At 70.1% G+C, this 24,763-nt stretch carries 29 protein-coding genes; 16 read left to right on the top strand and 13 right to left on the bottom strand.

Annotated features, from left to right (window positions below):
* The first annotated feature begins 136 nt into the window (after nucleotides 1–136).
* Nucleotides 137–694: a DUF4142 domain-containing protein gene (locus ACFXJ5_RS19985; protein ID WP_384632332.1), complete on the top strand. Its 558-nt coding sequence runs from the start codon at nucleotides 137–139 to the stop codon at nucleotides 692–694.
* Between the two features lie 230 nt (nucleotides 695–924).
* Here the strand turns inward: ACFXJ5_RS19985 and ACFXJ5_RS19980 are convergent, their stop codons facing one another.
* The 4 genes from ACFXJ5_RS19980 to ACFXJ5_RS19965 all read right to left on the bottom strand — a co-directional run bounded on the left by ACFXJ5_RS19980 (nucleotide 925) and on the right by ACFXJ5_RS19965 (nucleotide 3,102).
* On the bottom strand, nucleotides 925–1,251 hold the full coding sequence (locus ACFXJ5_RS19980; protein ID WP_384632416.1) for a nitroreductase/quinone reductase family protein: 327 nt from the start codon (nucleotides 1,249–1,251) through the stop codon (nucleotides 925–927).
* Between the two features lie 148 nt (nucleotides 1,252–1,399).
* Nucleotides 1,400–1,810 (bottom strand): VOC family protein, encoded by a 411-nt coding sequence (locus ACFXJ5_RS19975; RefSeq protein WP_384632330.1) that lies wholly within the window; start codon nucleotides 1,808–1,810, stop codon nucleotides 1,400–1,402.
* 81 nt (nucleotides 1,811–1,891) lie between these two features.
* A complete protein-coding gene (locus ACFXJ5_RS19970; protein ID WP_384632327.1) occupies nucleotides 1,892–2,284 on the bottom strand; it encodes a helix-turn-helix domain-containing protein in 393 nt (130 codons plus the stop codon).
* A 194-nt stretch (nucleotides 2,285–2,478) separates the two neighbouring features.
* Nucleotides 2,479–3,102 (bottom strand): TetR/AcrR family transcriptional regulator, encoded by a 624-nt coding sequence (locus ACFXJ5_RS19965; protein ID WP_459253989.1) that lies wholly within the window; start codon nucleotides 3,100–3,102, stop codon nucleotides 2,479–2,481.
* 263 nt (nucleotides 3,103–3,365) lie between these two features.
* Here ACFXJ5_RS19965 and ACFXJ5_RS19960 point away from each other — a divergent pair, with 263 nt between their 5' ends.
* Genes ACFXJ5_RS19960 through ACFXJ5_RS19945 form a run of 4 tightly spaced genes read left to right on the top strand, consistent with a single transcriptional unit; the run spans nucleotide 3,366 to nucleotide 8,203 of the window.
* The gene (locus ACFXJ5_RS19960) at nucleotides 3,366–3,929 is read left to right on the top strand and encodes a 2Fe-2S iron-sulfur cluster-binding protein (protein ID WP_384632413.1); all 564 of its coding nucleotides are present in this window, start codon (nucleotides 3,366–3,368) and stop codon (nucleotides 3,927–3,929) included.
* Nucleotides 3,926–4,918 (top strand): FAD binding domain-containing protein, encoded by a 993-nt coding sequence (locus tag ACFXJ5_RS19955; protein WP_384632322.1) that lies wholly within the window; start codon nucleotides 3,926–3,928, stop codon nucleotides 4,916–4,918. The genes ACFXJ5_RS19960 and ACFXJ5_RS19955 overlap by 4 nt, the downstream gene beginning before the upstream one ends.
* Complete coding sequence (locus ACFXJ5_RS19950) at nucleotides 4,915–7,062, top strand: xanthine dehydrogenase family protein molybdopterin-binding subunit (protein ID WP_384632319.1); 2,148 nt, start codon at nucleotides 4,915–4,917, stop codon at nucleotides 7,060–7,062. Before ACFXJ5_RS19955 ends, ACFXJ5_RS19950 begins: the two co-directional genes overlap by 4 nt.
* Nucleotides 7,055–8,203: an XdhC family protein gene (locus tag ACFXJ5_RS19945; protein ID WP_384632316.1), complete on the top strand. Its 1,149-nt coding sequence runs from the start codon at nucleotides 7,055–7,057 to the stop codon at nucleotides 8,201–8,203. Before ACFXJ5_RS19950 ends, ACFXJ5_RS19945 begins: the two co-directional genes overlap by 8 nt.
* A 96-nt stretch (nucleotides 8,204–8,299) precedes the next feature.
* Here ACFXJ5_RS19945 and ACFXJ5_RS19940 read toward each other — a convergent pair whose 3' ends face one another.
* From ACFXJ5_RS19940 to ACFXJ5_RS19915, 6 genes are all read right to left on the bottom strand, one after another.
* Nucleotides 8,300–8,620, bottom strand: coding sequence for a hypothetical protein (locus tag ACFXJ5_RS19940; protein ID WP_384632313.1), 321 nt, complete (start codon nucleotides 8,618–8,620; stop codon nucleotides 8,300–8,302).
* Between the two features lie 126 nt (nucleotides 8,621–8,746).
* A complete protein-coding gene (locus ACFXJ5_RS19935; protein WP_384632310.1) occupies nucleotides 8,747–9,325 on the bottom strand; it encodes a YdeI family protein in 579 nt (192 codons plus the stop codon).
* A 447-nt stretch (nucleotides 9,326–9,772) separates the two neighbouring features.
* Nucleotides 9,773–10,972, bottom strand: a complete 1,200-nt coding sequence (locus ACFXJ5_RS19930; RefSeq protein ID WP_384632307.1) for an acyl-CoA dehydrogenase family protein — start codon at nucleotides 10,970–10,972, stop codon at nucleotides 9,773–9,775.
* Between the two features lie 193 nt (nucleotides 10,973–11,165).
* Nucleotides 11,166–11,345, bottom strand: a complete 180-nt coding sequence (locus ACFXJ5_RS19925) for a hypothetical protein (RefSeq protein ID WP_384632304.1) — start codon at nucleotides 11,343–11,345, stop codon at nucleotides 11,166–11,168.
* A 244-nt stretch (nucleotides 11,346–11,589) separates the two neighbouring features.
* Nucleotides 11,590–12,564, bottom strand: a complete 975-nt coding sequence (locus ACFXJ5_RS19920) for a DNA-3-methyladenine glycosylase family protein (RefSeq protein WP_384632301.1) — start codon at nucleotides 12,562–12,564, stop codon at nucleotides 11,590–11,592.
* A 2-nt stretch (nucleotides 12,565–12,566) separates the two neighbouring features.
* A complete protein-coding gene (locus ACFXJ5_RS19915) occupies nucleotides 12,567–12,938 on the bottom strand; it encodes a VOC family protein (RefSeq protein ID WP_384632298.1) in 372 nt (123 codons plus the stop codon).
* An 85-nt stretch (nucleotides 12,939–13,023) separates the two neighbouring features.
* Between ACFXJ5_RS19915 and ACFXJ5_RS19910 the strand changes: the two genes are divergently transcribed.
* The 3 genes from ACFXJ5_RS19910 to ACFXJ5_RS19900 all read left to right on the top strand — a co-directional run bounded on the left by ACFXJ5_RS19910 (nucleotide 13,024) and on the right by ACFXJ5_RS19900 (nucleotide 15,431).
* Nucleotides 13,024–13,482 carry a MarR family winged helix-turn-helix transcriptional regulator gene (locus ACFXJ5_RS19910; protein ID WP_384632296.1) on the top strand — a complete coding sequence of 153 codons (459 nt, stop codon included), beginning with the start codon at nucleotides 13,024–13,026 and terminating at the stop codon, nucleotides 13,480–13,482.
* A gap of 95 nt (nucleotides 13,483–13,577) precedes the next feature.
* The gene (locus ACFXJ5_RS19905; protein WP_384632293.1) at nucleotides 13,578–14,147 is read left to right on the top strand and encodes a TetR/AcrR family transcriptional regulator; all 570 of its coding nucleotides are present in this window, start codon (nucleotides 13,578–13,580) and stop codon (nucleotides 14,145–14,147) included.
* A 99-nt stretch (nucleotides 14,148–14,246) separates the two neighbouring features.
* Complete coding sequence (locus tag ACFXJ5_RS19900; protein ID WP_384632291.1) at nucleotides 14,247–15,431, top strand: GDSL-type esterase/lipase family protein; 1,185 nt, start codon at nucleotides 14,247–14,249, stop codon at nucleotides 15,429–15,431.
* A gap of 62 nt (nucleotides 15,432–15,493) precedes the next feature.
* Here the strand turns inward: ACFXJ5_RS19900 and ACFXJ5_RS19895 are convergent, their stop codons facing one another.
* Nucleotides 15,494–16,324: a class I SAM-dependent methyltransferase gene (locus ACFXJ5_RS19895; RefSeq protein ID WP_384632289.1), complete on the bottom strand. Its 831-nt coding sequence runs from the start codon at nucleotides 16,322–16,324 to the stop codon at nucleotides 15,494–15,496.
* 71 nt (nucleotides 16,325–16,395) lie between these two features.
* Between ACFXJ5_RS19895 and ACFXJ5_RS19890 the strand changes: the two genes are divergently transcribed.
* The 5 genes from ACFXJ5_RS19890 (at nucleotide 16,396) to ACFXJ5_RS19870 (ending at nucleotide 20,603) form a co-directional block, all read left to right on the top strand.
* Nucleotides 16,396–16,998, top strand: coding sequence for a TetR family transcriptional regulator (locus tag ACFXJ5_RS19890; protein WP_384632287.1), 603 nt, complete (start codon nucleotides 16,396–16,398; stop codon nucleotides 16,996–16,998).
* The gene (locus ACFXJ5_RS19885) at nucleotides 16,995–17,162 is read left to right on the top strand and encodes an SbtR family transcriptional regulator (RefSeq protein ID WP_384632285.1); all 168 of its coding nucleotides are present in this window, start codon (nucleotides 16,995–16,997) and stop codon (nucleotides 17,160–17,162) included. The genes ACFXJ5_RS19890 and ACFXJ5_RS19885 overlap by 4 nt, the downstream gene beginning before the upstream one ends.
* A gap of 322 nt (nucleotides 17,163–17,484) precedes the next feature.
* Nucleotides 17,485–18,072: an acyltransferase gene (locus tag ACFXJ5_RS19880; protein ID WP_384632283.1), complete on the top strand. Its 588-nt coding sequence runs from the start codon at nucleotides 17,485–17,487 to the stop codon at nucleotides 18,070–18,072.
* Nucleotides 18,073–18,304: 232 nt separating this feature from the next.
* Nucleotides 18,305–18,934 carry an acyl-CoA-like ligand-binding transcription factor gene (locus tag ACFXJ5_RS19875; RefSeq protein ID WP_384632280.1) on the top strand — a complete coding sequence of 210 codons (630 nt, stop codon included), beginning with the start codon at nucleotides 18,305–18,307 and terminating at the stop codon, nucleotides 18,932–18,934.
* Nucleotides 18,935–19,007: 73 nt separating this feature from the next.
* Complete coding sequence (locus tag ACFXJ5_RS19870; protein ID WP_384632277.1) at nucleotides 19,008–20,603, top strand: FAD-dependent monooxygenase; 1,596 nt, start codon at nucleotides 19,008–19,010, stop codon at nucleotides 20,601–20,603.
* 185 nt (nucleotides 20,604–20,788) lie between these two features.
* Here ACFXJ5_RS19870 and ACFXJ5_RS19865 read toward each other — a convergent pair whose 3' ends face one another.
* The gene (locus tag ACFXJ5_RS19865) at nucleotides 20,789–21,448 is read right to left on the bottom strand and encodes a TetR/AcrR family transcriptional regulator (protein WP_384632274.1); all 660 of its coding nucleotides are present in this window, start codon (nucleotides 21,446–21,448) and stop codon (nucleotides 20,789–20,791) included.
* A gap of 175 nt (nucleotides 21,449–21,623) precedes the next feature.
* Here ACFXJ5_RS19865 and ACFXJ5_RS19860 point away from each other — a divergent pair, with 175 nt between their 5' ends.
* From ACFXJ5_RS19860 to ACFXJ5_RS19850, 3 genes are all read left to right on the top strand, one after another.
* Complete coding sequence (locus ACFXJ5_RS19860; RefSeq protein WP_384632271.1) at nucleotides 21,624–22,178, top strand: cysteine hydrolase family protein; 555 nt, start codon at nucleotides 21,624–21,626, stop codon at nucleotides 22,176–22,178.
* A gap of 278 nt (nucleotides 22,179–22,456) precedes the next feature.
* On the top strand, nucleotides 22,457–23,410 hold the full coding sequence (locus ACFXJ5_RS19855) for a GNAT family N-acetyltransferase (protein WP_384632268.1): 954 nt from the start codon (nucleotides 22,457–22,459) through the stop codon (nucleotides 23,408–23,410).
* 221 nt (nucleotides 23,411–23,631) lie between these two features.
* On the top strand, nucleotides 23,632–24,156 hold the full coding sequence (locus ACFXJ5_RS19850; protein WP_384632265.1) for an ATP-binding protein: 525 nt from the start codon (nucleotides 23,632–23,634) through the stop codon (nucleotides 24,154–24,156).
* 52 nt (nucleotides 24,157–24,208) lie between these two features.
* Here ACFXJ5_RS19850 and tpg read toward each other — a convergent pair whose 3' ends face one another.
* A complete protein-coding gene (gene tpg, locus ACFXJ5_RS19845; protein ID WP_384632262.1) occupies nucleotides 24,209–24,763 on the bottom strand; it encodes a telomere-protecting terminal protein Tpg in 555 nt (184 codons plus the stop codon).

Genomic DNA, 24,763 nt, shown 5'->3' with positions numbered 1-24,763 from the left:
ATCAGGCAAGCCACCTAGCCGCTCCGGGTGACGTTGTTGGTCCATTCGTGTCGGGTTCGTGACGGATGCGGGCGCCAGTGGGACGTAGGGGTATACACGGCGCCCTGCAGGGGCGCCCGCGAGAAGGGAGCATGACATGACACGTGTCCGCCATTGGTCCTCGGCTGCCGCGACGGCCGGCTTGGTGATAGCGCTGGGAACCGTCGGTACGGTGGCTCACGCCGCCCCGACGCCGAGTGTCAGCAGCCGCGACACCGCTTTCCTGCGCAGCATCCACCAGGCCAATCTGGCCGAGATCGTCTCGTCGCAGCACGCCAAGGCGCACGGGCGGACTGCCTGCGTCAGGCAGGTGGCGACCATCCTGGTGCGGGATCACCAACGGCTCGATGCCAGTGGCGTCGCGCTGGCCAGGCGGCTGCGCGTCAACCTGCCGGCAGCGCCGACAGCCGCGCAGAAGGCGCAGTTCGCCACGGTCAAGGCCAAGACCGGCACGGCGGCGTACAACTCGTCGTGGCTCAACCTGCAGGCCCGCGCCCACAACGAGGCACTCCGACTGATCGACAACGAGCTGGCCTCCGGCCGGAACGCGCAGGTCAAGGCTGCCGCACGGGCCGCCCGGCCGGTCGTCGTGCGCCACCTGGCCATGGTCCACGGCGGCGTGTGCCACGCGCCCCGTCCGGCCGGCCGGCACTGAGCTTTCGCCGACGTGACCGTCGGACGGGCGCATGGTTCAGCCCGTCCGACGGCTCATGACTTCTCAGTGCGCGTGTCGGCCTGGCACTTCGGTCGCGAGGCGTTACGTCAGCGGCCCTCGACGGCCTCCGGGGCGACCACCGCCAGGGCGATGCGTTGGTGGAACATGGGACTTGACGCCGCTGATGGCTCACCCGCAAGGCAGCTCCGCTGACGTGCCCGGCTGAACCGTCAGCCCGGACGGCTGGCCGGGGTGACCAGGACGAGGGGGATCTCCCGGGTCGTCGCGGTGCGGTAGGTCGCGTACGAGGGCATCGCGGCAACCACCGCCGGCCACAGGCGGGCCGACTCGGTCGCCGTGGCCGGCCGGGCCGTCGCCGTGAAGGTGGCCGCGCCGACCTGGAGGGTGACCTCCGGGGTGGCCAGCAGGTTCAGGTACCAGGCCGGGTGACGGTCCGCGCCCGCGTTGGACGCCGTCAGGACGTACTCGTCCCCGTCCCGGAGGTACACCAGCGCCGTGCGTCGTAGCAGGCCGGACTTGCGGCCTCGGGTGGTCAGGAGCAGGTCGGCGATCCCGGGGCGGGGGCGGCCGTCGGTTTCCTCGAAAGCGGCGGATGTGGTCGGCGACCCAGGGGGTCGGGTTGTCGTGGATCGGGTCGGTCATACGGTGGATCGCAACCGCCGTCACGTGGCGACCCGCCCGTCCTCAGGCCTTCGGTTGGGTGAAGCGGATGTGGTTGCCGAAGGGGTCGCGGAGGCCGCAGTCGGTTCCGTACGGGCGGTCGGTGGGTTCCTCGGTGAACTCGACGCCCCGGTCCAGCAGCGTCTCGTACGTCTTGCGGCAGTTGTCGGTGCTGAAGATGAGGTGGCCACCCGTCGCGCCCTTGGTCACCAGCTCGCGGACCTGCTGCGCCGTCTCCTCGGACATCGCCGGAGGGCCCGGCTTCTCCAGCAGGATCTGGCGCTCCGAGTGACCGGGGACGCCGACGGTCAGCCAGCGCATGAAGCCCATATCGACGTCGGCGTTGACCTCCAAGCCGAGCTTGCCGACGTAGAAGTCGAGGGCCTCGTCCTGGTCGAGGACGTAAATCTGTGAGTGTGTGATCGCGTTGAACATGTACATCACGCTACCGGGCAAGCCGGACGAAAACTTATCCAAAACTGCTCAGTCGACGGACGGCACGGGGGGCTCGGACGGTCAGGCGCTCGGCCGCGTCCACGCCATCGTGAAGCAGGTCGGTACACCCGTGGGCGCCGCTTCCTTGCGGTATGTCCTCGGTGACCGGCCGACGATGTCGCGGAACGTGCGGCTGAAGGTTCCCGGGCTGCCGAAGCCGACCTGGAAGCAGATGTCGGTCACACTGCGGTCGGTCTCCCGCAGCAGGAACATCGCACGCTCGACACGGCGGCGCTGCAGGTAGCGGTGCGGCGTCTCGCCGAACGTGGCCCGGAAGGTGCGCGTGAAGTGCGCCTCCGACACATGGGCGATCCGGGCCAGGGCCGGGACGTCCAGCGGCTGCGCGTAGGCGCGGTCCATCGCATCCCGTGCCCGGAGCATGCGGCGGTTGGTCTCTTCTGCAGCGCGGCCCACGCGGCCATCACACCACGGTTCCCCGCCGTCCGTGACGGATCCGGTGACCTGTCCGCTCCGCCCCTTGCCCAGTGCTGACGCGGGCCGCAGGGGTCAGGCCGGAGGTACGTGTGCTGACGCCCTTCTTCCGCTCATCTCGGCCCGGGGGTCGTACCGGCACCCCGCGACGCACGTACGGGCCCGGGTCCGCCGCCTCAGGTCCGTCCGTCCCCCGGCCGGTCCGCCTGGGACCCGTCCGCCTCGGTTTCATCCGTCGCAGGCCCGCCCGCTCCGGACGCCCCCGCCCGCAGCCCGTCCATCACGAGGTCCAGCAGTCGCGTCGCGCGCGGCTGCCAATCGCTGTGCGGGTCGATCTGCCAGAGCCCGGCGATGGCGAGCACGAAGTCGTCGGGGGTCAGCCCCGAGCGGATGGTGCCGGCCTCCTCGTTCGCCTTCAGCAGGAGCGTGACCGCCTGGGTCACCGGGCCGTGACCCAGCTGGGCGAGGCTGCCGTACGTGCTGGTGGTCTTGCGCAGCGCGTCGGCCAGGCCGGCCTTGGCCATGGCGTACTGGGCCAGGCGGTCCATCCACTCCCTCAGGGCCTGGTCAGGTGCGCGGGTTTGCAGCAGCTGGGAAGCGGTGTCGGCGACCTGCTGCATCTCGTAGCGGTAGACCTCAAGGACGAGGGCCTCGCGGTTGGGGAAGTTGCGGTAGAACGTCCCCTGCCCGACGCCCGCCTTCTTCGCGATCGCGCTCAGCGGGGCGTCCGCGGCCCGCGTCAGCTCGGCCAGCGCGACTTCCAGAATGCGCTCGCGATTCCGTTGCGCGTCCGAGCGCATCGTCGCGCTCTTCTCTTCCTGCACTCGTCCTCCTTCCGGAATCATGGCCAAGCCCGGCCTTGCTAACCGGACAGCTGTCCGCTAAGTTCGTGACTACCGGACAGTTGTCCGCTTAGGTTCACCATAGCGGCAGATCCGGCCAATGTGGCCGACCGGTGCCCATCGTCACTGGTTCGTTTCACCCGCATAGCGCTCCCCCTCCCGGACTGCTGGCCGGGATCGTCTCGTTCGACGCGCATCAGCAATGCGAAGGAAGGCTGATCATGGCCCCATCGACGTCCAGCGCCATCACCCTGAACATCAATGGCGAGAAGTACACGCTGCCCGTCGACCACCGCACCACCCTGCTCGACGCCCTGCGTGAGCACCTCGACCTGACCGGCACCAAAAAGGGCTGTGACCAGGGACAATGCGGTGCCTGTACGGTGCTGCTCGATGGGCGCCGGGCGGTTTCCTGCCTTCAGCTCGCGGTCGCTGCCGAGGGGCGCGCGATCACCACCATCGAAGGCGTGGCCGATGGTGAGCGCCTGCATCCGGTACAGCAGGCCTTTCTCGACCTCGACGGCTATCAGTGCGGTTACTGCACACCGGGACAGATCTGTTCGGCCCTCGCGGTGATCGAGGAACACGCGGCGGGCTGGCCGAGCGCCGTGACCGACGATGTCCGCCCCGAAGCGGGAGTTCCGGCGCTCACCGCCGAGGAGATCCGCGAGCGGATGAGCGGCAACCTGTGCCGCTGCGGCGCCTACGTCTCGATCGTGCAGGCGGTGGCACGGGCGGCGGAGGCGCAGGCGGCCGATGCCGAGGCCAAGGGGGCGGCGGCATGAGGGAATTCGGCTACGAACGCGCCTTCGACGTCTCCGGAGCGGTCGCCCTGCTCGGCACCGACCCCGACGCCCGCTTCCTCGGCGGCGGCACCAATCTCGTCGACCTGATGAAGGCCGGTGTGGAAAGGCCCACGCGGCTCGTCGACGTCCGCGAACTCCCTCTCGACGCAGTCGAGTTCACTCACGACGGTGGGCTGCGCTTCGGAGCGACCGTCACCAACAGCGATCTCGCGGCCCACCCCGACGTGCGGCGCCACTTCCCGGCGTTGGCGCAGGCCGTCCTGGCCGGCGCCTCGGGACAGCTGCGCAACATGGCCACGGTCGGTGGGAATCTTCTCCAGCGGACCCGTTGCGGCTACTTCACCGACCTCAGCAAGCCGTGCAACAAGCGTGCCCCCGGCAGCGGTTGCCCCGCCCTCACCGGCGAGCACCACAACCACGCCATCCTCGGTGCCTCCGAGCACTGCGTCGCCACTCATCCCTCGGACATGGCCGTCGCGCTCGCCGCCTTCGACGCCGTCATCTCGTACGAAACGGCGGACGGTCCGGGCGAGTTGCCGATCGCCGACTTCTACCTACCCGTGGGCGACACCCCGCACATCGAGACCGCCCTTCCGCCCGGCGCGCTGATCACGGGCGTCACGCTGCCGCCGGCCCCGGTCGCCGCCCACTCGCGGTACCGGAAGGTGCGCGAGCGCGCCTCGTACGCGTTCGCGATCGGCTCGATCGCCGCCGCGCTCGACGTCCAGGACGGTGTCGTACGGGAAGTGCGCCTCGCGTTCGGGGCGGTCGCGTCCCGGCCGTGGCGGGCCCGTGCGGCCGAGCGGGTACTGACCGGTGGCCCGGCGAGCGCGGAGGCGTTCGCCGCCGCGGCCGATGCCGAACTGGCGGCCGCCGAGGCGCTTCCCGAGAACGGATACAAGGTGACGTTGATACGCAACCTCGTCGTGGCCGTGCTGACCGAACTCACAGAGGAGGCGACCCGATGACGACGCCGACCACGACGACCGGAATCGCCGCCGTGACGGGGGCCGTCGGTTCTTCCCACACCCGTGTGGAGGGCCGCGACAAGGTCACCGGGGCGGCCCGCTACGCCGGAGAGATACCTTTCGCCGAACTCGCCCACGGCTGGCTGGTGTTGTCGACCGTGGCCCGTGGCCGTATCCGCTCGGTGAAGGACTCCCCCGTCCTGGCCATGCCCGGCGTCCTCACCGTGCTGCACCACGGGAACGCACCGCGCGTCGACACCGACTACGTGGGGATGCTGGGACGGCCGAACCCGGTTCTCGGGATCTTCCAGCACGACCGGGTGCCCTTCGTGGGCTGGCCGGTGGCGCTGGTCGTGGCCGAGACGTCCGAGCAGGCCAGGGAGGCCGCCGAGGCGCTGGTGGTCCGGTACGACGAGGAATCGCACGACGTCGCTTTCAGCGCCGGACGCTCCGATGCGTACACGCCGGAGAACAACCCGATGGTGCAGGCCGAGACGGAGAAGGGGGACGTGGAGGCCCAACTCGGCGCTTCGGCCGTGGTCGTGGACGAGGAGTACACCACCCCGGAGGAGCACCACAACCCGATGGAGCCGCATGCGGCGACGGCTCGCTGGGACGGCGGCCGGCTCGACGTCGTCGACTCCAACCAGGGCAGCACCTGGGTGGCGAGCGAGATCGCGCAGCTCTTCTCCCTCGATCCGGCCGCCGTACGGGTGCGGTCCGAACACGTCGGTGGCGGCTTCGGATCGAAGGGTCTGAGCCCGCACCAGGTGGCCGCCGTGATGGCCACGACCGTCCTCCATCGCCCGGTCCGCGTCGTACTGACCCGCCGTCAGATGTTCTCCCTCGTCGGTTTCCGCAGCCCCACGGCACAGCGGATCAGGCTCGGCGCCGACGCCGACGGCCGGCTGCGCGCGCTCGACCACCAGGCGCAGAGTCTCACCTCGACCGTGCACGAATTCGTCGAGACGAGCGCCGTGCTGGGGCGGGTGATGTACGACGCCGACGCGCATCACACCCGTCACCGCCTCGTACGGCTCGACGTGCCGACGCCGGCCTGGATGCGCGCACCGGGCGAGGCACCGGGATCCTTCGCCCTCGAGTCCGCCCTCGACGAACTGGCCGAGAAGTGCGGCGTGGACCCGATCGCGCTGCGCGCACGCAACGAACCCGAGACGGGTCCGGTGTCCGGGCTGCCCTTCAGCAGCCGCAATGTACTCGCCTGCTTCGAGGAGGGCGCCCGCAGGTTCGGCTGGGCGGACCGGGACCCGCGTCCCGGCCTGCACCGTGAGGGGCGCTGGCTGATCGGGACCGGCACGGCGGCGGCCACCTACCCCTCGGGGGCCGGCCCGTCCACGGCGGCCGTGACCGCGGAGGCGGACGGAACCTTCACCGTACGGATCAACGCGGCGGACATCGGCACCGGGGCACGGACCGCGATGACCCTGGTCGCCGCGGACGCGCTGGCGGTGGATCCGGACCGCATCAAGGTGCGCATCGCGGACAGCGACCTCGGCCCGGCGATGTTCGCCGGCGGCTCGATGGGCACCCGCTCCTGGGCGTGGGCGGTGAAGCTCGCGGCGGCCGAACTGCGGGAGCGGCTGGCCCTGGGAGGCGGCATTCCGCCGGAGGGCATCACCGCCCGGTCGAACACCGCCGAGGCCATCGGCGCCCTCGCGAAGAAGGAACGGCACTCCTTCGGAGCACAGTTCGCCGAGGTCGCGGTGGATGTCAGCACCGGCGAGGTGCGCGTGCGACGGCTGCTCGGCATCTACGCCGCCGGCACCATCGTCAACCCGCTCACCGCCCGCAGCCAGTTCATCGGCGGAATGATCTGGGGGCTGTCCATGGCCCTCCACGAGGAGGCGATCAGGGACCAGGCCTCCGGCGGCCTGGTCGGCGCCGACCTCGCCGGCTACCACTTCGCCGCGCACGCCGACGTTCCGCTCATCGAGGCGGACTGGGTGGACGACCCCATCCCGGACGACCCGGTCGGCATCAAGGGCATCGGCGAGATCGGCGTCGTGGGCGTCGCCGCCGCGATCGCCAACGCGGTGTGGCACGCGACCGGCGTACGCCACCGAAACCTGCCCATCCGTCCGGACCGCGTCCTGCGGGCGGCCGAGGGAGCCGGCGGTGCTTGACATCGCGGCGGAGCTGCACCGCTGGGCCGAGGAGGGCCGGGACTTCGCCGTCGCCACCGTCGTCGCCGTCGGCGGCAGCGCGCCACGCGGTCCCGGCGCCGCGCTGGCCGTCGACAGCGACGGCACCGCCATCGGCTCGGTCTCCGGCGGCTGTGTGGAAGGGGCCGTGTACGACCTGTGCGTCCAGGCGCTCCAGGACGGCCGGACGGTGCGCGAACGGTTCGGATACAGCGACGAGGACGCCTTCGCGGTGGGACTCACCTGCGGCGGCGTCATCGAGGTCCTGGTCACGCCGATGCGCGCGGACGCGCCGGTGTTCGCGGCCGGGTTGTCAGCCGCCGCCCGAGGGGAGGCGACCGCACTCGCCCGAGTGGCCCGGGGCCCGGGAGAACTGCTCGGCAGGGCGCTGCTCGTCCACCCCGACGGCTCGTACGAGGGCAGCCTCGACGGACATCCGGAACTGGACCGGACGGCGGCCGCGGAAGCGCGCGCGATGCTGGACACCGGCCGCACCGGCACCGTCGAGATCGCGGAGGACGGGTCGCGCTGCCCCGGCGGCGTGACGCTGTTCGTGGAGTCGAGGGTGCCGCCGCCCCGGATGATCGTCTTCGGCGCCGTGGACTTCGCGACGGCGCTCGTACGGGCGGGCAAGTTCCTCGGCTACCACGTGACCGTGTGCGACGCCCGGCCGGTCTTCGCCACCCGCGTCCGCTTCCCCGACGCCGACGACCTCGTGGTCGACTGGCCGCACCGCTACCTCCGGCGCACCGCGACCGACGAACGAACCGTCCTGTGCGTGCTCACCCATGACGCCAAGTTCGACGTACCCCTGCTGGAGACGGCCCTGCGGCTGCCGGTCGCCTTCGTCGGCGCGATGGGCTCGCGCCGCACCCACGAGGACCGCAACCGGCGCCTGCGCGAAGTCGGCGTCACCGACAGCGAATTGGCCCGCCTGCGCTCCCCGATCGGCCTCGACCTCGGCGCCCGCACCCCCGAGGAGACCGCCCTGTCCATCGCAGCGGAGATCATCGCAGCGCGCCGGGGCGGTACGGGGATTCCACTGACCGGTTCCGGGACGCCCATCCACCACGACGTGGACGGGAGGGAAGAGGGCGAAACCCGCTCCCGAGCGGCGGCGTGACCCGGTGCGGTTTGCGAGGCCCGCTGTACGAGCTGTTCACCGGGCAGTTCGCAGCGATCCGTACCTGCGTACCGGCGTACTGCCGACGACATCTGACTACTCCGGGCTTGGCCACACCACCATCAGCACCGCGATCAACGCGAACGGAAGCAGCGCCAGCACCGTCGCGACGGCACACAGCGCGATCCGGGGCCCACGCCACGACCGGCGCGACGGCAGCAGCCAGGCCCCCAACAGGGCCGCGCCACCGCCGACAGCCATGGCCATGGCGACCGAGCCGGTGGCCCTCACCTGCCACAGCATCCATGCCAGGGCCGGCACGACAAGGACCGAGACAACCAGGGGCGCCCGCCACCAGCGCGGATCGGGGGCACCAACGGACCGGGGCGGCAAGGATGTTACGTCGGGCGGGGTCATGCCGCCCATCCTGGCCGCGGCCCCGGCCGAGCGGATGGGTGAACGTACTCAGCTCACGCGGGGCTGCTACTCATCGTTCGGAACGCTTGCGCCGGCATCGGACCGGCCGGCAGCCGGGGGTGGGGCCTATTCTCGGCTCTCGCCGTCCACCAGCATACGCAGGGCTCTTTCGAGCCGAACCTTCCTGCTTTCCGGCGTGAGCGCCTGAAGCAACGGCAGGATCACCAGGTAACGCCCAGTCCTGTCGAGCGCTTCGAACGCCTTCTTGGCCTCAGGGTTCGCATCCAGCGCCGCCGCCAGATCGGGCGGCACCACCGCCGTCTTCTGTGACTCGTAGGCCCCCGCCCATCGCCCGTCCTCCTGAGCCCTGCGCACCTCGGCCAGACCGGGTTCGCGCATCCGCCCCGTGGCCGTCAGCATCGCGACCTTGTCCACATTCACCTGCGACCACAGGCTCCTGGGCCGACGCGGCACATACTTCTGCAGGTAGTACCGCTCGTCGAAAGACCGCCGTTGCCCGGAGATCCAGCCATAGCACAACCCGATGTCGATCAACTCCTCGTCGGTGATCGTCGGAAGGCCGGACTTCTTCTTGGCCACCTTGATCCACACGCCCTCGTGGCGCGCGTAATGCTCGGCCAGCCAGCTCTCGAACGCCCCACCGTCCACGAAGGCGATGATCTCCACTCCGTCGCGCTCCTCCATACGGCTCAGGCTAGTGCCGTGACGGGCAATGTTTGCCCGTCACGGGGCGTCGTCCGGTGCGTGGGATCGCAAGGCGGCCGGAAGTCCTTGATGGGGGTCCCCCCTGCTCGAGCGAAGCCAAGAGCTTGGGGGTGGGGGTACCTCCCGGCCGAAGGCTGGGGGAGAGCTACCAGGACTTTTGGCCAACGCCGCGAGCGTGCGTGCTGGGCGGTGCGACAGGGCAAAGCTTGCCGGGAGGGGCACTAGCTCCGACCGAGCACGGCGCCTCGGACAGGACCACATCCCCCGGTGTCGGGACAAGGTCACCAGCCGGGGTCGCCGCGCCGGCCAGGGCGGTAGGCCGCCGTTGCTCGACGTAGCCGCCCACCCGGGGGCGGAACGTGGACAAGCTGGCTACCCGCCACTCGGCCGGGGTTGAGGGCGGATGGGTGGTGGCGGCCCCTCACATCAGTTCGGTCCGGACAGCTCGCCGAAGACCCAGCGGGAATCGTCGGGGGCCAGGCCCGCGAGGTGGCGGCCGGAATGGTGCAGGACGACGGGGCCGGAGGTGACGTGCTGGCCGCCGGCGTGCATGTCGCGGAACACGCGCTGGAGGTCGCCGTCGCGGAGGGCGGCGGTACCGGCCCATTTGTACGCGGTCGCGCACACGCTCTGCCCGGAGCGGGTGACGTTGTTCAGGGCCAGGCGGGCAAGGGTCTCCTGCTCGGTGCTGAGCGGAGCGCCCGTGTCGAGGGTGGCCTCGATGTCAGCCCAGACCTCCAGGGCCCAGGCGCGGGCGGAGCGGAGGGCGATCTCGGCGCGGGCGTAGTCGGCGTGGAACTCGGCGGAGTCGACGGTTGCGCCCGGGGCGCCGGACTTGCGCTGGGCGAGGGCGCGCAGCTCGTCCAGGGCGCGACGGCCGACTCCGAGGGCCCAGCCGGTGAGGGCGATGCTGGCGATGTTCCAGACGCCGACCCGGTACAGCGCCCCGCCGTTGACGGGCTCGGTGGTCGTGACGTCGTACGCGTAAGCGTCGGGGACGAACACGTCCTCGACCCGGTAGTCGATGCTGCCGGTGGCGCGCAGGCCCATGACGTCCCAGCTGCCGAGCAGGGTGGCCTGTTCCTTGGGCTGGATGAGGATGAGTGGCCGGCCGGTCTGCTCGACCACTGCCAGGCTGTGGAGGTGGCTGGCGTGGTGCATGCCGGAGGCGAAGGACCATGATCCGGTCAGCCGGTAGCCGCCGTCCACCCGGACGGCGGTGCCCGGGCGGGTGCCCTGGCCTGCGACCAGCGTGACGCGGCCGTCACCGTAGAGGTTCTGGGCGGCCTCCTCGCCGACGTACGCGGCGGTGGTGCCGGAGCAGACGTACACCGCGTGCACGATCCAGCCGGTGGAGGCGTCGTCGTAGCTGACCTTCTCGACGGTCTGGATGGCCTGGCGGGGTGTCAGCTCGTAGCCGCCGAGCGACCGGGGTATGCAGATCCGGAACACGCCGCTGTCGTCAAGGGCTTGCACGACGGGCGGGGTGAGCCGGCCGGCCGCCTCGGCCGTCTCCGCCTCGCGGCGTATCAGCGGTCCGATGGCGTCCAGCCGGGCGATCAGGGGGCCGAACTCCTCGCTGACGTGCAGGCCGCCGGAGACGGCGGAGGTCAGCTGGTTGGTCATTCGTCAACGCTCCCTTGCGTGGTCGGCTTTGCTTGCCGTCCAGCGGAAGTCTTCCGGATCTCCGTCCACGAGCTCAACGACATTTCGCGCCCCTGCAACATCACTTACGAGACACAGCGACCACCGACGCTGCGGCGGTTCCGGCGAGCAAGGAGAATGCCGCACCTTCGGTGTACGGCAGCATGGGTGTGCGTCAGAGGGAGACGGCGACGGCGTTGGACGTCGTGTCGGGCGTCTGGGGGCTGGTGAAGCGGGCGTTGGCGAGGTAGAGGCGGTCGCCGAATCGGGCGGCGGTGGTGGGGACGTCGAAGTGCGGGTCGATGATCGTGCGGCTCAGGGTGGCGGTGGTGACCTTGGCGTCGAGGTCGAACACGCTGACGATGTTCCGTCGGTTCTGTACGACGTACAGCGTGTGGCCGATACGGACGAGGCCGTCGCCGTTGCCGACGTCGGCCGCGCCGCTCAGCGCGATCTCGGTGGCCTCACCGGTCTCCAGGGCGACCCGGTAGAGCTTGCCGGAGCTGCTGTTGACGACGATCAGATCGCGGCCGTCGGGGGGCGACGATGCCGTTGCACGATTCCCCGCAGCACGCCGGCGGACATGACCGCCGAGGGCACTACCGCACCGAGCGACCGCGGGGCGCGGGCCCGGTCTGCTCCTCGCGGCGGGTGCGCAGCAGGAGCGCGACCCAACTGCGGTACGGCGCCCAGTGATCGGCGATCCCGGCGAGCCGGCCCGCATCGGAGGCGTCAGGATCGCCGAGGCCGTACGCCTCGGCCATCGACGCGTGAAGCCGGCGTTCATGGCGGGGGAAGACGTCGGGGTGGCCGGCGCCGCGGATGAGGATGAGCTCCGCGGAGAAGGGGCCGATGCCGGGCAGGGTCCGCAGATGAGCGAGGGCGTCTTCCACTGGCATCGCGCGCAGCCGGGCGGCGTCGAGATCACCGGCGAGAGCCGCGTCGGCGAGGAGACGCAGGCGTTCGACCTTGCTCTCGGGAAGGCCCGGAACACGGCTGAGTCCGCGCAGGACCAGCGGGGTGGGGAAGGCGTGCATCGACTCCCCGGCAACGGCGACGCGCTGTCCATGGTGCTCGGCGATGCGGGCCTTGATCGCGGCGGCCTGGGCCATCCGGATGCGGTGGCCGATGACCGCCCAGGCCGCGGCCTCGTACGGCGAGTGAAAACACACCGGCCGCAACCCCGGGTACGCCGCGATGAGCCCGGCCACGACGGGATCGTCCTCGGCGAGCCGTGGGAACCCGCTGCCGTCGACGTCGAGCGAGAGGATGCGGGCCAGTTGCGCCCGCACCGCGCTCGTATCCTCCCATTCCGCGGCTGCGACCGTGCCCATCCCGTCCCTGCCCGGCTTCCCGGTGTGCACGGTGACCTTCGCCTGTACGGTGCCCTCCGAGCCCTGCGCCTGCCGTACCTCCGCGCTCACCGTCGAGCGGCCGTCGTCGGTGGGAAAGGCCAGGCGCAGCACCCTGCCGTCCGAGGCGTCGCGGTACCCGGCGGGTGTGAAGCCCTCAAGGAACCGCAGGCTCGCCGCAAGTGAGAACGGCCCGCGCGGGGTGACGACGATGGCGGTCATGGTCAGGCCTCGTGCGTGGTGATGGCGTAGCCCTCAGGGCCGACGAATGTGAACATCCTGCCGAACGGACCGTCCTCGGGCGCCTTGACGATGGGGACTCCGGCGGCGTGGAGCCGGTCGTGCAGAGCCTGCGCGTCAGTGGTCCGGAACCACAGGGCGACCCCGAGGCCGGGCCGCTCGACGGCGTCGAGATCCACTCCCGGCAGCGGCTCGCGGACGGCGAACGGAACAGGCTCGGTGGCGAACACCACGGCGCCGGGCGGCGAGGCGGGCGCCCGGCGCAGCCCGAGATGTTCCTCGTAGAAGGCGGCAGCCGCTTCGACATCGCGCACCTGCAGAGCGATGAAGTCCGGGCCGCCGGCGGTGACCGTCATAAGTGCTCCTCGATCTCGATTGATGTCAGGACTTTGACATAGCTCGACGATAGACGGCGCCGCTCTTACATGTCAAACTCCTGACATGCATGATGGGACTCCCTCCAGCCAGGCCCCGACCGCCGACGTGACCGAGCGCCTGGGATACCGCCTCAAGCGCGCCGCCGCGGCGTTGCGCGGCGCGATGGACAGGGCGCTGCGTGAGTACGGCCTGACGGTGCCGCAGTACGCGTGCCTCGAACTCCTCGACCAGCGCCCCGGCCTGTCCAACGCCGAGCTGGCCCGCGGCACCTTCGTCACAAGGCAGTCCATGAACGTCGTCCTTCGCGGACTGCAAGAGGCCGGCCTCCTCACCCGGCCGGCCACCACCGACCACGGTCGCGCCCTGCCCGCCCACCTCACCGAGGAGGGCCACGGTCGCCTCGCGGCGGCACGCTCCGCCGTCTACGCCATCGACCAGCGCATGACCGACGCCGTCCCGAAGCCTCGCCTCGCCGAGCTCCTCGCCGACCTCGACCACATGGCGGCGGCACTCGACGGGTGAGAACTTTGCTCGGTCGGCAGCTTCTCAGGCGATAGGTATTTGCCTAAAGGTATTAGGCAAATGCATAATGGCTGCTGCCGAACCAGAGGAGGCGTATGGCACGCGCAGGACTGACCACGGAACGTCTGACCCAGGCGGGAGCGGAACTGGCCGACGAGGTCGGCTTCGACCAGGTGACCGTTTCGGCGCTTGCCAGGCAGTTCGATGTCAAGGTCGCGAGTCTGTACTCGCACCTGAAGAACTCCCAAGATCTCAAGACCAAGATCGCCCTGCTCGCCCTGGAGGAACTCGCCGACAGGGGCGCCACCGCCCTGGCCGGGCGGGCCGGCAAGGACGCCCTGACCGCCTTCGGGAACGTCTACCGCGACTACGCCCGGGAGCACCCCGGCCGCTACGCCGCAGCCCAGCTGAGGCTCGACCCGGAGACGGCGGCCGCCAGTGCCGGCGGCAGGCACGCCCAGATGACTCGGGCGATCCTGCGCGGCTACGACCTGACGGAGCCGGACCAGACGCACGCGGTCCGACTGCTGGGCAGCGTCTTCCACGGCTACGTCAGCCTGGAGATGGCGGGAGGGTTCAGCCACAGCACCCCCGACACACAGGAAACCTGGTCACGGATCCTGGACGCCCTCGACGCCCTGCTGCGGAATTGGCCCGCACCCTGACCAGGGCCCTGCACCAGCCGGAGGCCGTCGCCCGCACGGCGCACCGGCGAAGCTGAACAATCCAGACATACTGATCAACAGGTTGAGACCATGCACGCCATGCACACCGAGCACAACTGGATCACCACGCCCGTCACCGCCGACCTCCTGCGCGGCGCCCTGGATCTGGAGCGCACCGAACACGGAGTGCTGCCGCACCGGCTGCCCGCCCGGGCCCGCGCACAGTGCGCCGACGGGCAGTTGGCCATGGCGGAGGCCCAGCCCTCCGGCGTACGGCTGGCGTTCCGTACCCGAGCCACCGCCGTCGAACTGGACGCACTGCGCACCAAGATGGCCTACCAGGGCGCGCCGCCCCGCCCCGATGGCGTGTACGACCTGCTCGTCGACGGCCGCCTGGCCGGGCAGGCCGGTGTGACCGGCGGCAACGTCCTGATGGTGGACATGACCACCGGGTCCGCGGAAACCCGGCCCGGCCCCGTCGGCACCGTCCGGTTCTCCGGCCTCCCCGACGGCGTCAAGGACGTCGAGATCTGGTTGCCGTACAACGAGATCACCCAGCTGGTCGTCCTGCGCACCGACGCCCCCGTCGAGCCCCTGACAGATGGCGGCCGCAAGAAGTGGCTGCACCACGGCAGTTCGATCAGCCACGGCTCCGACGCCGCAAGCCCCAGCACAACCTGGCCCGCGCTGGCCGCCTCGCTCGGCGGCGTGGAACTGACCAACCTCGGTCTGGGCGGCAGCGCCCTGCTCGACCCGTTCACCGCCCGCGCCCTGCGGGACACCTCCGCGGACCTGATCAGCGTCAAGATCGGCATCAACCTGGTCAACACCGACCTGATGCGTCTGCGCGCCTTCGGCCCCGCGGTGCACGGCTTCCTCGACACCATCCGCGAGGGGCACCCCACCACTCCGCTCCTGGTCGTCTCGCCCATCCTGTGCCCCATCCACGAGGACACCCCCGGCCCCAGCGCCCCGGACTTCAGCAACCTCAGCGCCGGAAGGCTTCAGTTCCGGGCCGCGGGCGACCCCGCGGAACGGGCCGGCGGGAAGCTGACGCTCAACGTCATCCGGGACGAACTGGCCCACCTCGTGAAGCAGCGGGCAACCGACGACCCGAATCTGCACTACCTCGACGGCCGCGACCTCTACGGCGAGGCGGACTTCGCCGAACTGCCGCTGCCCGACCAGCTCCACCCGGACGCCGCGACACACCGCCGCATCGGCGAACGCTTCGCCGCCCTGGCCTTCGCCCCTGGCGGCCCGCTCCCCGCCGACCGTGCCTGAAACACCCACTCCCCGCTGTCAGCCAGGGACTTGAAGGAATGCGGAGCCAGCGCCAAGCCGGGTCAGGCGGCGCCGGTTCGCACCGCGGTGACCACCACCGTCGCGTAACGCATCGTGAAACTGCCGCCCATCGCGTCGACAGCGGCCCCGACGCCCTCCAGCACCTCCGCCAGCTTGTCCGACGGGAGCTGGGTGAGGCTGCCATGGGTGGGCATCTGATCCAGCCAGGCGTCCCGGGTGTAGGACTGCTCCCAGTCGAATCGCCACTGCTCCGGGTCACTGAACGCGCCCACCTCCCGGATCCCGTCGGCGGCCTTGGTCAACAGCGGCTGGTACCTGTCAAGGGCTTGCGTCGTCATCGCCCGGAAGTCGAACGGCGAGTCGGGCACCACCCGCCGGTAGACCGCGGCGAAGGCTTCCGCCACGTCGGGCGGAAGCTGGAACACGTGCCAGAACGGTGCCACCAGGCCGCCAGGCCGCAGCACCTGCGCGGCCTTGGCCGCTCCCGCGACCGGGTCGATCCAGTGCCAGGCCGTTCCGGCGACGACCGCGTCGAATTCCCGGTCGGCCGGCTTCCAGGCCTCAAACGTCGCTACGTCGACCTCGACCCCGAGCCGCCGCGCCAGGTCGGCCATCCGCGCGTCCGGCTCGACCCCGAGCACCCTGCTCCCGGCCCCCTGGAACTGCCGGGCGGCGATGCCGGTCCCGCAGCCGACGTCGAGGACGTCAGGGCCGGGGCTGGCAGCGATGATCCGGTTCACCATCGCTTCGGGGTAGCGGGGCCGGGTCCGGTCGTAGCGTTCGGCGTCCGAGCCGAACGACTCCGCTATCCGGCGGTGTCGATGCGGCTCGGTCTCGGTAGGACGTGATCGCTCCGGGGGTATGGTGGGCACACGCCCACTATGGTGGGCAAGCGCCCACTCGTCAACGGGCGGGCCCGGCAAGGGAAGGCGGGATGCGCGGTATGCCGACAGGGGTAGCCATGCGCGACGCACGCGAGCAGCTGTTCGACGCCGCCGAGCGCGTCCTGCTCCGGGACGGGCCGAACGCGCTGACCAGCCGGGCCGTCACCACAGAGGCAGGCTGCGCCAAGGGCGTCCTGCACCGGCACTTCGCCGACTTCGACGCCTTCCTCACCGAGCTCGTGCTGGACCGCATCGGCCGGATCGACACCCAGGCCGCCGCCCTGCGCGAGTCCGCCGGGACCGGCACCGTCGCCGACAACCTCACCGGCGCACTGACGGCCCTGTTCGGGTCGGTCGCTGTGGCGATCGTCGGCCTCATCACCTTCCGCGACGACCTGCGCTCCCGACTGCGCCAGACCCGGCCGGCCGGCGGCGTCCCGGTCCTGGCGGAAGCTACGGCCATGATCGCCTCCTACCTCGCCACCGAGCGCGAACTGGGCCGTATCGCGGCGGACGCCGATGTCGACACGCTCTCCCTCACGCTGATCGGGACCGGACACCTGCTCTTCGCCGGCCGGGAGGGCACCCCGCCGGAGACTGAAGCCGTCCGCAGGATCGTGACCACCGTCATCGCCGGCGTCGCGCAAGAACCGCCGGCGTGAACGGCCCGCAGGCCGACGTTTCCGTCACCGAGGTGATCGCGCTGGCTGTCGGACTCGCCTGGGCAGCCGAGCGAACGGGAGAGGCATCCGATCTCGCAGCGCGCCTGCTGTCGACCGCGATGTACGGCCTGGCCGCGAGCCCACCCGGACAGTCGCAGCGCTGATGACCACCGGGTAGCTCAGAGCAGGACGGCGAGGAATACCGCTCCCGGAATCGGCGCTTTCCTCGGTCACTTCGAACGCCTGTCGACCGCCCAGCGGCGCGGAACGGCGGAGAACCCCCTGGTCGCGGGGGTACGCCGGACGGTTTTCACGTCGGGGGGAGCGATGGGGGAACGTGTCACCAGTCGTTTGGCTCTGCTTCACTCGTTATTCGGTGAAAGACAGTCGCTCGAGCACAACCTTCACCACGGAACCGGTGTCCAAGGGGCGATCACTGGACAGGTGAGTCGCATTGTCTGCGAAAACTGAAGTGGAGTAGAGCCCATGGCCGAGTTGATCATGGATGTGAAAGGCACGGGGCACGACATTTACATCGACCCGTCGGCGTCGTTGGACGGGTCCCGGCTGCGGGTGAAGGATGACGGTTGCTCGGTTCATATAGGTGCCGGAGTCAAGGGCAAGTGGGACATGACGGTGTCGCGTGGCGGGCGGTTGGTCATCGGCAGCAATACCACGTGTGAGTCGGCCGTCCTTGTGGCGCAGGAGGAGAGTCTCGTCATCGGCGAGGACTGCATGCTGTCCTTCTCTGTTGAGATACGGACGACCGATACCCATGCCATTTACGACGTCGCGACCGGAGAGCGCGTGAACTCGGACAAGCCCGTCGATATCGGTGACCACGTGTGGCTCGCCAAGCAGGCCCTGGTACTCAAGGGGACGACGATCGGTACCGGAAGCGTTGTCGGCACCCGCTCCGTCGCGGCCGGGGCGATCCCACCGCTGGCGATAGCGGCGGGCGTCCCGGCCCGAGTAGTGCGCGAAGGTACGACGTGGACTCGTCGCGTCGGCAAGGGCAGTCTCGAGGCAGATGCCGACGCGATGAAGATCGTCACCGCGTTTCAGGGGGTCTGAACGATTCCTCAGGACTGATCGGGCGGCGGGCGGGCGGGCGCACATGCGCCACAGCCCGACCCACCGCACGGCGTGGGCCAACGGGCCGGCCGCGGGCGAGGCGGCGGCGGCGCACGAGCCAGGCGAAGGTGCGCGCTCGACGGTCCAGCGCGGGGCAGCATCGTGACGTGATCCAAAATCTTGCCGTATCTGCAATCTTGCCCATTCGGCAATCTTTGCTACGGTGGTCGACATGACACAGGGAGACGACGCCCGCGTCGGGCTGCGGGAGCGCAAGAAGCGCGAGACCCGCGTCGCGCTGAGCCAGGCCACGATCCGCTTGTGTGTCCTGCGCGGGTGGGACAACGTGACGGTGGAGGACATCGCCGCCGAAGCGAACGTGTCTGTGCGCACCTTCCGCAACTACTTCTCCAGCAAGGCCGAGGCGATCGCCGCCAGTCATCTGGAGCGCATGCTGCGGATCGCCGACGAACTGCGCGCGCGGCCGGTCACCGAGCCGTTGTGGGACTCGGTCGCGCGTGCCGTACAGGCCCAGTTCGTGCCGCAGGGCGAAAGCGGCGGGGGGTCCGCCCGCGACCAACGCTGGACGGAGGGGCTGCGGCTCATGCTGGCCGAGCCGGCGCTGCAGGGGGAGGTCGTCAAGGCGAACGCGGCCGCGGAGGAGGAGCTGGCCAAGGCGATCGCCGAGCGCACCGGCACCGACGTGGCACGTGATGTGTACCCGAAGCTCGTTGCCGCAGTGGTCGGTGCAAGCAGTGCCGTGGCTGTGGAGCACTGCCTGCGCGCGGATCCACCCGCCCCGCTCGCCCCGGTGCTGCGCGAGGTGTTCGACCGAGTCGTCGCGGGCCTTCCCACTCCGTAACAAACGAACCGATCTCCCGGCTGCCGCCGGGACGATCCGTCCTGCCTTTTTCCTGTCCGTACAAGGGGGGAACATGTTGTCAGCAACAGATGTCGTCATCGTCGGAGGCGGCCCGAACGGGCTGATGCTGGCCTGCGAACTGGCCTTGGCCGGTGTCCGGCCGGTCGTGCTGGAAAGCCTGCCCGCGCCGAGCGAGGAGCCCAAGGCGAACGGGCTGCTCGGCCAGGTCGTGAAGATGATCGACCGCCGGGGCCTGTACGAGCGCCTCAGCGGTACGCCGGGCCCGCCGGAGCCGAACTCGGCCTACTTCATGTTCGCCGGGATGAGCCTGGACCTGAGCATGCTGCCGGACAGTCCCATCTACGGCCTGCCGGCGCCGCAGCGGCACATCGTCCAGGTCCTGGAGGAGCGGGCCACCGAACTCGGGGTGGACATCAGGCGGGGACACGAGGTCGTCGGCCTCTCGCAGGACGACAAGGCAGTGACCGTGGACATCGCCGGGACGGACGGGACTTACCGGCTCCGGGCGCATTACGTCGTCGGTGCGGACGGGGCACACAGCATCACTCGCAAGCTGTCCGGCATCGGTTTCCCCGGCATCAGCTACGACCGCAGGACCAACCGGACGGCGCATGCCACCGTGCCGGCGACATGGGTGGATCCCACGACCGGAGCACTGAACGTGCCCGGCTACGGAACCATCCTGCCGTTCCTGCCCCACCGCACCGAGCACGGGGGATTCTCCTACGCACCCTTCCCCGGCCACCCGCCCCTGCTCAGCACCACGGAATGGGACCAGCCCGCGACCGAGGCGCCGATGAGCCTCGACGAACTCGGGGCGAGCGTCCACCGCGTACTCGGCGCCGACCTGCCCCTGAGCCCACCCATTGGCGAGGGACCACACCTGCTGCGCCGGTTGACCGGCGGCAACACCCGGGTGGCCGAACAATTCCGGGAGCGCCGCGTGTTTCTCGTCGGCGACGCCGCCCACGTCTACGCCTCGGGGGGCGGCCCCGGGCTCAACCTCGGCCTGCAGGACGCGATCAACCTCGGCTGGAAACTCGCCGCCGAGATCCGCGGCAGCGCCCCACCCCAACTGCTCGACAGCTACGAGACCGAGCGCCGGCAAGCCGCCCACCGCATGGTCATCAACGCCCAGGCCCAGTCCGCGTTGACCGCACCGGGCAGCGATGTCACCGCGCTGCGCGAGCTGTTCACCGAACTCCTCGGCCAACCCAACACCGTCCAGCACCTCGCCGGCCTCACCGCGGGCGCCGATGTCCGTTACGACATCGCCGGCCCCGACACGCACCCCCTGGTCGGCCGGTTCGCGCCGGACATGGAACTGCACACCCCAACCGGCACGGTCCGGCTGGCAGAACTCACCACAACCGCACGGCCACTGCTGCTCGACCTCACCGAAGACGCATCGGCTGCCGGAGCACTCGCACACTGGCACGACCGGGTGGACATCGTCACCGCACCACCCCAGTCCCCCGCACCCGCGGCCACCGCACTGTTGCTTCGTCCCGACTCCTATGTGGCATGGGCATCAGCCTCACCCCACCCTGACTCAGCCGACCTGGACGCCCTGCGGACGGCCACGCAGCGGTGGTTCGGCGGCACCGAACCCGCCCGCAGCGAGTCGGCAACCCTCAGAACGACATAAAAGTCGTTGAGACCATCGGGTCGGTACCGATCGGTGCTCTGCGGCAGGGGCGGGCAGACGCAGCTCTTCTCGCCGTCGACCGTGGCGCCGGCGCCGGCGCCGGTGTACTTCAGCATGGCGCCGACCTGACCGCATGGCGGTGAGCAGAGCCGGCAGTCCACACACCGTGCCAGGCTCGTGATTGATCAGTCCGGCGGCGCGAGCAGGCTGTCGACGACATCGCGCAGCGGGCCGATCAGATCGTCGGACGTCGCGTCGCGCAGGGGCTGCAGGCCAACGGCGGATCGTACGACAGCGACGCCGACGCCCAGCGCGACGACGAGTTCCGCCCTCAGCAACCGTTCGTTGTCGTCGTCCTCCGGCCGCTGCGGGCCCGAGGCTTCGAGCACCTGTCGGCTGAAGTCCTGCAGGGCCTGCCTGCGGAGGCTGTCCACCCGCTCGTCGCCGGAGACGCGCAGCAACATCAGTACCGGGTGCTCGCCGAATTCCGGCCAGGCGCCGGCGGACAACTGGTGGCTGAGGGCCTCGGCGAGGGCGGCACGGTCTCGGGGGAACTCGCCTTCACCTCCCACGAATCGGGGTGTGGACGCCACCGCCGCCTTGAACAGGCCCTCCTTCGAGCCGAAGTACCGCTTGATGAGTGCGAGGTTGACCCCGACGTCCGCGGCGACGTCCCGGAGTGTGGTGCGGTCGTACCCAAGGCGGACGAACCGGCCGCGCGCGGCCTGCAGCAGCGCTTGACGGGTCGCTGCCGCGTCCCGCCGCCGGGGACCCTCGGCGGACTGTCCGGGGGTATGCGGTTCGGCGGCGTCGTCCGGAGACCCGTTGGTTTTCCTCGTCACCACCGGCGACCTCCCCCGCAAGTCATCCCGTACGGAACTTCGGCATGCCGCCGCAGTATAGCTCTGCGACGACATCAAGTAATCGCTCGTTGACATGACCGCGAGGCGCGGATACGTTCTAAGTAATCGGCTGATGACTTACCTCCGCAGTACGACTCCGCAGTACGAAAGGATGACGGTGGCCAAGCACGCTCTCCTCGTCATGGATGTCCAACGCGTCATCGTCGACCGCTACCCCGATCCCGCCTACCTGCCACGCCTGCGCGAGGCCATCGGCGCTGCCCGTGCGGGCGGCCTTCCCGTGATCTACGTGGTCGTCGGGTTCCGCCCCGGGTACCCGGAGATCAGCACCCGCAACAAGATGTTCGGCGCGATGCTCTCGCGCACCACGGGAGCGGCCGGGAGCGACGAAGCCACCCGGATCCACCCGGACGTGGCACCCGAACCCGGCGACATCGTCGTCACCAAACGACGCGTCAGCGCCTTCGCCGGCAGCGACCTCGACATCGTTCTGCGGGCCGGCGACATCGACCACCTCGTCCTCACCGGCATCGCCACGAGCGGCGTCGTCCTGTCCACCGTCCGCCAAGCAGCCGACCTGGACTTCGGCCTCACCGTCCTGGCCGACGGATGCCTCGACGCCGACCCGGAGGTGCATCGGGTACTCACGGAGAAGGTGTTTCCCCACCAGGCGGATGTCACGACCGTGGCCGACTGGGTGGCAACGCGCTGACGGTACCCTGTGACCGAGCGCCGCAGTTGGTTGCGACCGCGCTTCCGTGATGGCTACGCCTTGGTGATGAGATCGGCTCGACAGGGGGTATGCGGCCGCCCCGCCGGCAGCGGCTCCCACGCAGTCGTCCGGCGTAATCGAGAGACATGGCTGACCGGCTTGCCAGCGGCTCCGCCGCCACGACGATGCGCTTCGCGCGTTGCGCTGTTGGCTGCTGCGGTCGGCGGCCCCGGAATACGGTTCGACGGCTTTGCGGAGTCCTGGCACAGTGGCACACCATGACGGACGTCGAGCTCTTGACCGCTGCGGACATACCGCTCATGCAGGGTCTGGCGCAGCGTGTCACCGCCACCCGCCCGGACCTGATCAGCGCCGGCGCTTCGTACGGGGAGCTGGCCTGGATCTGGGGCCAGGGGTGCGCCCCCTACGGCGCAACCTGGCCGCGTCGGCTGTGGTTCTCCGGTGACGAATTGGTGGCGTGGGGCTGGGCCTTTCTTCCGCGCCAGGTGAGGCGCAATGACGGGTCGGTCACGGACGTCACAGGCGCCTCTCTGAGTTATCAGGTCCATCCCGACCACGCCGAACTGGTCGACGAAGTGATCGAGTGGTACGACGGTGTGGCAGCCGGCCTCGAGCGCACGGCGTTGCCGACGGGCGCCGAGGAGTTCGCTCTGAAGCGATGGGCGGCGCACGGCTATGAGACCGACGTGGAGGCGCTCGGTGACACCGGCGACTGGACCCAGCTCAACGAGCGGGACCTCACCGATGTGGAGCGGCCGGTGCTGCCGGCCGGATTCCGGTTCCGCACCGCCGACGAGGCCGGACCGGAGGACACGGTCCGGGCCCATGTGGACGCCTGGACTCCCTCGGCCTACACGGCCCAAAGCTACAAGGATGTCCGGCAGACAGCGGCCTACCGCGGCGACCTTCACGTCCTGGTGGAGGCGCCGGACGGAACGATGGCATCCTCGACGATCATGTGGCTCGACAAGGCGAACAAGACCGTCGAGTTCGAGCCGGTCGGAACGCATCCGGACTACCGGCGGCTCGGGCTGGCAAGGGCGATGATGCTGCACGGGATGCATTTGGCGCGGGAGGCCGGGGCCACTCATGCGACGGTCGTCTGCCTGGGCGCGCCGGGGCATCCCAAGGCGCGCGGGCTGTACTACGGCCTCGGGTTCCGGGAGCTCTCGCGGGACGCGCCGCTCATCAAGACCAAGACCGCGGGCTGAGGACTGGTTTGGGCCCGCCGCCAGGTCACCACCGACCCGGTGCCCCTGCGGATCATCCGCAGCAGGCGCCGCCCCTCGTCGTCATCGATCTCGCGGGAGCGTACTCCGAGGGATGGCCCGGCCAGAGCCTGGGCCGGTAGTGCCGGACTGCAGGACCGTTCCCCCAGGGGATTTCTGCCGTGCCCGTTTCCGCGTCCCGCACAGCGCTAGCGTTGGGTCCCATGATCGTATGGCTCAACGGCACCCACGGCGCAGGCAAGACGACGACCAGTGCACTCGTGCAGCAGCTGATCCCGGATTCACGGGTGTTCGACGCCGAGAAGGTCGGCGAGACACTCATGGACATCACGCCAGGGCTGCCCGCGACGGACAACTTCCAGCACTGGCCGCCGTGGCGGCCACTCGTCGTCGAGACCGCCCGCCGCGTACTCGACTACACCGGCGGCACTCTGGTGATGCCCATGACTGTCCTGGTCGAGCAGTACTGGCGCGAGATCAGCACGGGCCTCGCCCAACATGCCATTTCGGTACGGCACTTCGTCCTCCACGCTGACCAAGACACCCTCCGCGGCCGCATCGAGGGGGACACTGTTCTTGGCCCCAACTCCCCATTCCGTCTCAAATACCTTGAGCCCTACGCCGAGGCGGCCCGCACCTGGCTACACGGCGAGGCCGAGGTCGTCGACACCACGCACCTCACGCCCGCCCAGGCCGCCCTGCAGATCGCAGAGGCCGTCAAGAGTTGAGGTCCGCCCGCCACGCCCGACAAACCTTCCCGGTCACCGGACTATCACCGGACTAGAAGTCGAGCTCCACGTAGTCGATGTCGGTGAACTCGACCAGGAGGCCTTGGGCGCGGCGGCCGCGGTCCTTGAAGTACTGCTCCTGGAGCCCTTCGGCGACGACCGCCTGGAGCTGTTCGTCGGTGGCGCCGGCGGCCTGCGCGTCGAACAGGCGGGCGGCGTACTCGGGCGGGAGGTGCTGGGTGATCAACCGGATCCGTCCGTCGTCCGTGGTGCCCGGGGCGGCGGTGAAGCCGAATCTCGCCCGAGTCTCGACGATGATGCCGGTGGAGGTGGCGGCCTGCTTCTTCGCCTTCTCCTTCACCCGGGGCTGCCATCGCCTGCGGACCTCACCGGTGATCCGGGCCGCGAGGTCCGCGCGCGGCTTCTTGATCTGGCCCTTGACGTACCGCTCGACGGTGCGCTGGGAGACGCCCAGCAGGTCGGCGACGGCCTTGGTGCCCTTCTCCTGCTTGACCAGGAACCGCATCTGCGCGGGCGCGCCCTTGGGGGTGGGGCGGGTGGCCTTGTTCGCCGCGGCGTTGTCGAGACTGTCGCCCAGGATGCCCAT

It is taken from the genome of Streptomyces sp. NPDC059373, assembly GCF_042751495.1.
GTDB lineage: Bacteria > Actinomycetota > Actinomycetes > Streptomycetales > Streptomycetaceae > Actinacidiphila.
Note: the sequence above shows the minus strand (reverse complement) of the source record. Positions and strands in the feature narration are given on the sequence as shown.

Bases quoted from the DNA above. Each gene is read 5' to 3' on its own strand.
- ACFXJ5_RS19850 (WP_384632265.1), top strand. From the start codon at position 23,632: ATGATCGTATGGCTCAACGGCACCCACGGCGCAGGCAAGACGACGACC.
- ACFXJ5_RS19915 (WP_384632298.1), bottom strand. From the start codon at position 12,938: ATGACGGTCACCGCCGGCGGCCCGGACTTCATCGCTCTGCAGGTGCGC.
- ACFXJ5_RS19935 (WP_384632310.1), bottom strand. From the start codon at position 9,325: ATGGAGGAGCGCGACGGAGTGGAGATCATCGCCTTCGTGGACGGTGGG.
- ACFXJ5_RS19905 (WP_384632293.1), top strand. From the start codon at position 13,578: ATGGCACGCGCAGGACTGACCACGGAACGTCTGACCCAGGCGGGAGCG.
- ACFXJ5_RS19940 (WP_384632313.1), bottom strand. From the start codon at position 8,620: ATGACCCCGCCCGACGTAACATCCTTGCCGCCCCGGTCCGTTGGTGCC.
- ACFXJ5_RS19875 (WP_384632280.1), top strand. From the start codon at position 18,305: ATGACACAGGGAGACGACGCCCGCGTCGGGCTGCGGGAGCGCAAGAAG.
- ACFXJ5_RS19975 (WP_384632330.1), bottom strand. From the start codon at position 1,810: ATGTTCAACGCGATCACACACTCACAGATTTACGTCCTCGACCAGGAC.
- ACFXJ5_RS19920 (WP_384632301.1), bottom strand. From the start codon at position 12,564: ATGACCGCCATCGTCGTCACCCCGCGCGGGCCGTTCTCACTTGCGGCG.
- ACFXJ5_RS19955 (WP_384632322.1), top strand. From the start codon at position 3,926: ATGAGGGAATTCGGCTACGAACGCGCCTTCGACGTCTCCGGAGCGGTC.
- ACFXJ5_RS19930 (WP_384632307.1), bottom strand. From the start codon at position 10,972: ATGACCAACCAGCTGACCTCCGCCGTCTCCGGCGGCCTGCACGTCAGC.
- tpg (WP_384632262.1), bottom strand. From the start codon at position 24,763: ATGGGCATCCTGGGCGACAGTCTCGACAACGCCGCGGCGAACAAGGCC.
- ACFXJ5_RS19900 (WP_384632291.1), top strand. From the start codon at position 14,247: ATGCACACCGAGCACAACTGGATCACCACGCCCGTCACCGCCGACCTC.
- ACFXJ5_RS19910 (WP_384632296.1), top strand. From the start codon at position 13,024: ATGCATGATGGGACTCCCTCCAGCCAGGCCCCGACCGCCGACGTGACC.
- ACFXJ5_RS19855 (WP_384632268.1), top strand. From the start codon at position 22,457: ATGACGGACGTCGAGCTCTTGACCGCTGCGGACATACCGCTCATGCAG.
- ACFXJ5_RS19890 (WP_384632287.1), top strand. From the start codon at position 16,396: ATGCCGACAGGGGTAGCCATGCGCGACGCACGCGAGCAGCTGTTCGAC.
- ACFXJ5_RS19985 (WP_384632332.1), top strand. From the start codon at position 137: ATGACACGTGTCCGCCATTGGTCCTCGGCTGCCGCGACGGCCGGCTTG.
- ACFXJ5_RS19965 (WP_459253989.1), bottom strand. From the start codon at position 3,102: ATGCGCTCGGACGCGCAACGGAATCGCGAGCGCATTCTGGAAGTCGCG.
- ACFXJ5_RS19950 (WP_384632319.1), top strand. From the start codon at position 4,915: ATGACGACGCCGACCACGACGACCGGAATCGCCGCCGTGACGGGGGCC.
- ACFXJ5_RS19870 (WP_384632277.1), top strand. From the start codon at position 19,008: ATGTTGTCAGCAACAGATGTCGTCATCGTCGGAGGCGGCCCGAACGGG.
- ACFXJ5_RS19880 (WP_384632283.1), top strand. From the start codon at position 17,485: ATGGCCGAGTTGATCATGGATGTGAAAGGCACGGGGCACGACATTTAC.
- ACFXJ5_RS19960 (WP_384632413.1), top strand. From the start codon at position 3,366: ATGGCCCCATCGACGTCCAGCGCCATCACCCTGAACATCAATGGCGAG.